Source organism: Thermoclostridium caenicola (assembly GCF_900142095.1).
Taxonomy (GTDB): domain Bacteria; phylum Bacillota; class Clostridia; order DSM-8532; family DSM-8532; genus Thermoclostridium_A; species Thermoclostridium_A caenicola.
Map to the genome: position 1 here is coordinate 1 of NZ_FQZP01000074.1, position 6,758 is coordinate 6,758.

The 6,758-nt window shown below is 46.4% G+C and carries 5 protein-coding genes; 2 read left to right on the top strand and 3 right to left on the bottom strand.

Annotation, left to right across the window (positions count from 1 at the left end; translation table 11 throughout):
- The first annotated feature begins 203 nt into the window (after positions 1–203).
- Positions 204–419 carry a hypothetical protein gene (locus tag F3H12_RS12580; RefSeq protein ID WP_149679671.1) on the top strand — a complete coding sequence of 72 codons (216 nt, stop codon included), beginning with the start codon at positions 204–206 and terminating at the stop codon, positions 417–419.
- A 307-nt stretch (positions 420–726) separates the two neighbouring features.
- Here the strand turns inward: F3H12_RS12580 and F3H12_RS12585 are convergent, their stop codons facing one another.
- Entirely contained in the window at positions 727–1,668 is a 942-nt protein-coding gene (locus tag F3H12_RS12585) for an NAD(P)/FAD-dependent oxidoreductase (RefSeq protein ID WP_479694082.1), read from the bottom strand.
- A gap of 124 nt (positions 1,669–1,792) precedes the next feature.
- On the opposite strand from F3H12_RS12585, the gene F3H12_RS12590 reads away from it, so the two are divergent.
- Positions 1,793–4,792 (top strand): toll/interleukin-1 receptor domain-containing protein, encoded by a 3,000-nt coding sequence (locus F3H12_RS12590; RefSeq protein WP_149679672.1) that lies wholly within the window; start codon positions 1,793–1,795, stop codon positions 4,790–4,792.
- A gap of 647 nt (positions 4,793–5,439) precedes the next feature.
- On the opposite strand, the gene F3H12_RS12600 is transcribed toward F3H12_RS12590, so the two are convergent.
- Together F3H12_RS12600 and F3H12_RS12605 are read right to left on the bottom strand one after the other, a co-directional pair.
- Positions 5,440–6,429 carry a hypothetical protein gene (locus F3H12_RS12600; protein WP_149679673.1) on the bottom strand — a complete coding sequence of 330 codons (990 nt, stop codon included), beginning with the start codon at positions 6,427–6,429 and terminating at the stop codon, positions 5,440–5,442.
- A gap of 5 nt (positions 6,430–6,434) precedes the next feature.
- Entirely contained in the window at positions 6,435–6,632 is a 198-nt protein-coding gene (locus F3H12_RS12605; RefSeq protein WP_149679674.1) for a hypothetical protein, read from the bottom strand.
- Positions 6,633–6,758: the final 126 nt, after the last annotated feature.

Here is a 6,758-nt window from a genome sequence, read left to right on the forward strand (position 1 = left end):
TTGTGTATACCATCCTTTAAGACTATCAAATATATGTGGGGGGTGAAATATTCACGCGATAATCTTAAGGGTGAAATTATCATACGATAAAGACACTGTTCAGGATACACTCTTTACAAATGGCAAAATTAAGGATATTATATCTTAAGCTGGTGGTTGGACAAACCACCCCATGCAATAAACCTTCGAGGAGTATGAGGTCTATGAAGCCCAGATTGAGCAGAGACAAGATGATGGAACTGATGAAGAATTATTGCAATGGCAACTACAACCGGTTTGGAAGGGAACTGGGAGTGGATCCCGCCCATCTGTACAGGTTCCTGAAAACCGGCGTAGGAGGGGGCAAGAAGATGATATTCTCTTTAATGGCGTTTTGTGAAAAGAACCGGTTGGATTACAAAAACTACATCGAGATGTAGCGGTTTTTTGTTGAATATTATTCCTCTATTTTGCACGACGGGCGCACGGGATAGCCATGAAATTTTGTTGCATTTCATCATTATATTCCACGGACGATTTGATTATAATAAAAACTGTTGAAGCAAATGACGCAGTTTCGATTGACTGATTGATGAAACAAGTGAGATCCCCTGAAATCGCAGCATAAAACGCAGCAGCAAATGGATTTTCGGCCCCCTTTTCGCTCCTTTATGGAGCGGCATACAATTCCCAAATTTATATAGATTCCCTAAGCAGGCAGCGTTCAGCAGGAACGCTGTTTTTGTTTTATTCCGCTGGTTTCCCCAGCTTCCTGACATATTCGATCATGCCCCTGGCCGCCAGGGCTCCCTGGCCTACGGCAACCGCGATCTGCTTGAATACGCCCGTACAGTCCCCAGCCGTGAACAGCCCGCTGATATTGGTTTCCATCCTTTCATTGAAAGCGATGGACTTTCCGTTCATCAGAATTCCCATTTTCATGGCAAAATTGACCCCCGAAGCGCTACCATAGGCCACAAACAAGCCATCCAACGCTTCTTGTGTGCCATCCTCAAAAAGGATGCCCTCCAGGCCGCCCTCGCCGTACAGGCCTTTGATCTTCCCGGTATTGATCCTGAAAGCATCCATCTGTTCCCTGAAAGCCGGGGAGATGCTGAGATCCCTGCCGTTGGTAAAAATCGTGACATCCCTGGTGAAGGCGAGGAGTTCCATGGCCTCATGCACCGCATAATCCGTATAGCCCAGTACGCCCACCTTTCTGTTCCGGTAGAAGAAACCGTCACAGGTGGTGCAATAGCTGACCCCCATTCCTTCATAGGCCTCAATCCCCGGAACAGGCGCTTTGGCAACCGGGGCCCCGGGAGCCAGCAGCACGGTTTTTCCCCGGTACTCGCCGTTGACACACTTCACCGTGAAATGATCGAGCTTTTCGAGGCCCACCACCTCATCGGCAACAATCTGCGCCCCAAGGCGCAAGGCCTGCTTTTCGCCGGCCTCCAGGAGCTGCCTGCCGCTGACGGGTTCTTCAAAACCGTAATAGTTCTCCACCTTCCCCGCCTTGAGCAGGACACTGTCATTTTTTCCTATGACAAGGGTTTTCAGGTTAGCCCTTGTGGTATAAATGGCGCAGGATATCCCGGCGGGGCCGCGTCCAATGATAATGGCATCATACAGCAATCGTATCACCTGTCCGTTCAGATCATATTCCTCATAATATATATACCACACTTATTTTGGCGCGAACATCCGCAGAAAATGAGGAACCGGCCTGCAACCCGCCGGAATCAAACCGATTGACGGCCAGACCGCTTTTCTGTAATGTATAATTAAGCCAATACAGGGGGTATGTGACTTGCAAACCTATAAATACGACGCATTTATCAGTTACAGGCACACCGAGCCGGATAAAACCATAGCGGAAAAGCTTCACAGGATGCTGGAAACCTACCGGGTGCCCAAGGCTGTTGTGAAAATGGGCAGCCAGAAAAAGGTGGGCCGCGTGTTCAGGGACCGCGAAGAACTCCCCACTTCATCCAATCTGGCTCAAAGCATTCAGGAAGCCCTGGAAAACTCGGAGCACCTGATTGTTATTTGCTCTCCCAGGACACCTGCTTCCCAGTGGGTTTGCAAGGAGATTGAAACCTTTGCGGCGCTGCACGGGCATGACCGGATCCTGCCGCTGCTCATCGAAGGGGAACCGGCAGAGTCTTTCCCGGAGCAGCTCCGGTTTGTGAAGAAACAGGTGGTTCAGGAAGACGGAACGGTGGCCGAAGTGGTGGAGGAAATCGAGCCCCTGGCAGCCGATATCCGTGCGGAAGACCTTAAGGGGATGAAGAAGAAGCTGAAGACCGAGGTGCTTCGCCTTCTGGCCCCCATCCTCAACTGCCGGTTCGACGATCTGAAGCAGCGGCACAGGGAGCGCAGGATCAAGCGCATCCTCACCCTGTCCTTTGCCTTATCCGCCTTCTTCTTGCTCTTCGGCTCTTACAGCACCTATCAGGCTGCACTGATTAAGCAGCAGGCCGAGGTGATCAAGGAAAAATCGGAGCAGGTGGAGCAGAAGTCGCGTGAAGTGGAAGAGCATGCAAGGCTTTTGGAAATACAGGTCCAGAAGACGTTGATAGGACAATCCCTCTACCTGTCGGATATTGCACAAACCTACCTTGCCCAGGGTGACCGGCTGGGTGCCGTACTGGTTGCCCGGGAAGCGCTTCCCAAAAATCTTGCCAATCCGGAACGTCCCTATGTGGAGGAAGCGGAGTATGCCCTTTCCCAGGCGCTTGGCGTCTATAAAGTGACCTATGGTTCAGAACTGCAGGCAGAGCTCATGCTCCGGCATGATGAACCGGTACGTGGATTTGCCTTAAGTCCCGACGGCAGGAAAGCCGCCACGGTCACAGATGATGTCATACATATCTGGAATGCGGAAAACGGCATGCTGCTGAATGATTATACCATCCATAAAACCATAATTGTTCCGCTCCATTTTATTGATGACAGAACGCTAATCTTCCAGGCCAGCGGCGGTGTCCACTGTCTCGACGTTGAATCCATGCAGGAGAAATGGTCCTATAAAATCAGGTCTTTATCGGACCTGGCGATAAGTGCCGATAACAGCAAAGCGGCCCTTGTTTACAGCGATCTTATCGTCCTGGACACTGCCACAGGGCAGCCGATCATGGATATACCCTTAAACAGCCTGCTCCCTGGGAGCAGCCGTGTATACGGCTCCCATATCACCTTTGATGAAAGCGGCCGGTACATCTTCTTTACCATTGACGACGGTAGAGCAGTTAAGGTTGACCTGGACCGGAAGGAAATTGAGCGGATATATCCGGCAGGGCATGATTATGTCATTGGTCTTGACGTCGCCCCGGATGGAAAAGTGGCTGTCATGTCCTTTAATCCGGATGCATCCAACTATTACATCCTGAACGTTTTTGACGCTTCCGGGAATCTCCTCTACAGCACCAGCACCAGTGATGTAATGGGCAACCCTTCCTTCGCCCCGGCAGACAGCAGCAAACTGGTTTATGAAGGTGATGATGAACTGGTTATTCTCAATATTCCTGACGGGTCAAGGCATATCTGCAACCATGGCGTCATCATCTCAGACTATTACATCGTCAGCGATCTGATCATCTCAGCAACCCGGGATGGTAACCTCAGGTTCTGGACCATCGACGGAAAAGAATATGACATGGAACATCGGGCCATGGGCATGTTCATCTATGATCTGGATTTCGTACCCGGCCTGGTTGCTTTCAGGAGTGAAAAGGATGTCGTTTTCATGCGGTTCTTCAATAATGATAACGCCCTTTTGCTCGAAGGCCATTCCGATTTTATCAAGGATGTCATTGTGCCGGAAGACGACAGGTACGTGGTATCCTGCTCAGATTACGGCGAGATAATCCTGTGGGATCTGGAAAAGGCGGAACCCGTTGCCACCTCCCATTTGGGCACCAGGATCAGCAAGATCCATCCGGTGGATAACGGAAACAAGTTCATAATCCTTACGAATGATGAACGGCTCCTCCTTTACGATTCCGCCACCCTGGAGCTTATCCGTGAAGAAAACATCCAGAGCGTATACAGCACCGTGCTGAGCCCGGACGGGTCGTTATGCTTCCTTTCCGGCAAGCAGGAAGACCGGATCGTGAAAACCGCAGATTTTGAAGCTGTGGCAACACTGCCTAAGCAATTTGTATGGGAAGCCTTGTTCTTCAGTGACAACAGCAAAATGATCCTGAATACCTCCAGGGGGCTGGCCCTCCTTGATATAGCCGGTCAGACCATTGTCAAGGAAGTGGAAACAGGCGATCTCACCGGACTCCGCCTCAGCCGTGACAACAGCATGCTGGCCTGCATCAGCGAAAAGCAAAGCGTCAAGCTGTATGATACCGGCAGCCTGGAGGAAAAGCTGACTATCGAATTTACCGGACCAAAGCCGGAAGCCGTTTTCTTTGATCCTTCGGGCACAACGCTCTTTATTTCATTCTCCGACCACACCATCGGGCGTTATAATGCGGCGGACGGAAAGCTTGTGGGCATGCTGGACAAAAAGATTGAAAACGTAAAAGACATTCAGTTCATCCAGGACAGGAATATCTATATCATCGTTGGTTTGACCGAATCCTATATCTGGCATGCCGAAACCCATAAACCGATAGGCCACGTACGTAGCCTTAAAGCAATCAAGCCGAAATCCGGACGCCTGTACGTGGACTTCTTTGAGAAATTGTTCGTCCTCCCTCTCTATGATACACAAGGTCTTCTGGATGAAGCGGAAAGGCAGCTCAAGGGAAGGGCACTGACACCCATTGAAAAACAGCGGTTGTTTATCGTGGAATAGCAATTCTCCGGACGGCATAACGCCGTCCTTTTTATTATTTTAAATATCAGTTTCCTTTTCAATGATATATGTATCACCAGTCTTGGCTTTCATCTAACTTTTTCAAGAATCTTTGTTTGTCAGATTCACTCTTGAACCCGATATATCGAAACTCCGTGGAGTTATTCAGGAAAAGACCATCATATATATGAATTTCTACGAATGCATTGTCTATATCCTCATCAGTTGATAATTCTTTGGGTAAATCATTATCTATCAGTTCTCCATTTTCATTATAAATCCAAACGGGAATCAATGATAATCTAAATAGATTTTAAATTTTTGCATATATAGTCTTCCCATGGCCTGTTGTGAGGTTGGCACCACTAATATAAACGTTATTACCTACTGTTGCTTGTTAGTATGTTTTCTCTCCAAATTTCATCTAAACAGGTTCACCTAAATAAAATTGTAAACATTCTTATACATCAGATGCGTCAATAGAGATTAATGACACGAAATGTCAAATTTCTTTCAGGCTCTTTTCCTTTTCCGTCAGAAGCAAACCATCTATACGTTTGAACATTTCCCGCCCTATTGAGCCTGATGCATTAACGTGTGAATTTCCTTTGATGATATTAGTCTGTTTATTTAATGAGAATATTTTTCTATCTGCCAAACAGTATTCCCTGAGGGCCATAGGAATCAAGATATAGGTAAAACAATAAAGGCGGTTCAGTTTGCTTAGGAAACAAAATCAGGTTCCATTCCCTGTCTTTTAACTCTTTTATATAATTTATCTCCCTCCCGTATTTTTTTAGATAAGCATCCAGTTCTGGATCATCTATTGGCTCATGTATGCTATTTATACGTTCACGATCATCAACACGCATCCCATCGCCCTTCCAATATAATTTGATTCCACTATAGGGCAAAATCCTGTTCGCTTGGAGGCCATCTTCGACATAAATATCAAGCGCAAAATAACCATGTTTCTCTGTCAAGGAAGCCAGGCCCTTCAAAAACTCCAATTCATTTTCCAGTCCTCGAATCCTTGATAAGGCCTCTTGACATTCTTGAGAAACTTCACCAAGCGGTTGCGATATGCAGAAAAAAGTTACAAAATCCTTGCTGCTGTGCCCAAAAAATATGGGATATGTAGATGTTTCTTGCTCCAAATAGTTAATTGCAATAGGATATTTATCTTTGAAAAATATTTTATATCCAGGAGATACATCGGATACATAGTAAGAATATGCAATATTCTCATTCCATTTGGCCATTATTAGATTATAGAATGAATATTCGTTGTTTAGCGTTTCCAATGCCTTTTCAAAACGTTCTTTCTCTTGCTCTATCAACTGAAGTTTTCTGTCCGGAGGAAGCATTTTTGCTATTTCCTCATATGTATAAAGTTTAGGCTCTTCCTGCAAATTATCAACTATCACAGGTTCTTCAGCAGGGGGTTCTGAGGAAAAGTCCGTTGTGGTTGACGATATATCAGGCATAATCAATGGCGTTGTTTCCGGGCTTGGCGCAGTCGGACTTGCTGTCGCAGGCAAAATCCCTGTAGTTCTGCTATCTGGATCGATTCGTACCATACATCCGGAAATAATTAAAATCCCCCAACATAAAAAAGCAATTTTTCTTTTATTCACGGATTTCACCTCTTTGATTTCCATTCATCGGGTATAATGAACAATGTACCATCATCTTGAATAAATCTTCTTACTGTAACTACCATTTCCGTACCATATGCATTGACACCTTCGGGGCTTGTCCAGTGAAAATTAATAGGTATAATTCGGACTCCTCCTTTATTTCCAATATCTATGCATTTGCCATTTCCAACATACATCATGACATGATCTGCTCTTCCATCTTGTGGCATGGATTAAGTCTATATAATGGTGTAAAAAGGAGTTGAGCCAAAGCTCATACCTCGGTAAAATATAGTTGCTAAACAAATACCAAACCGAGGAGGATG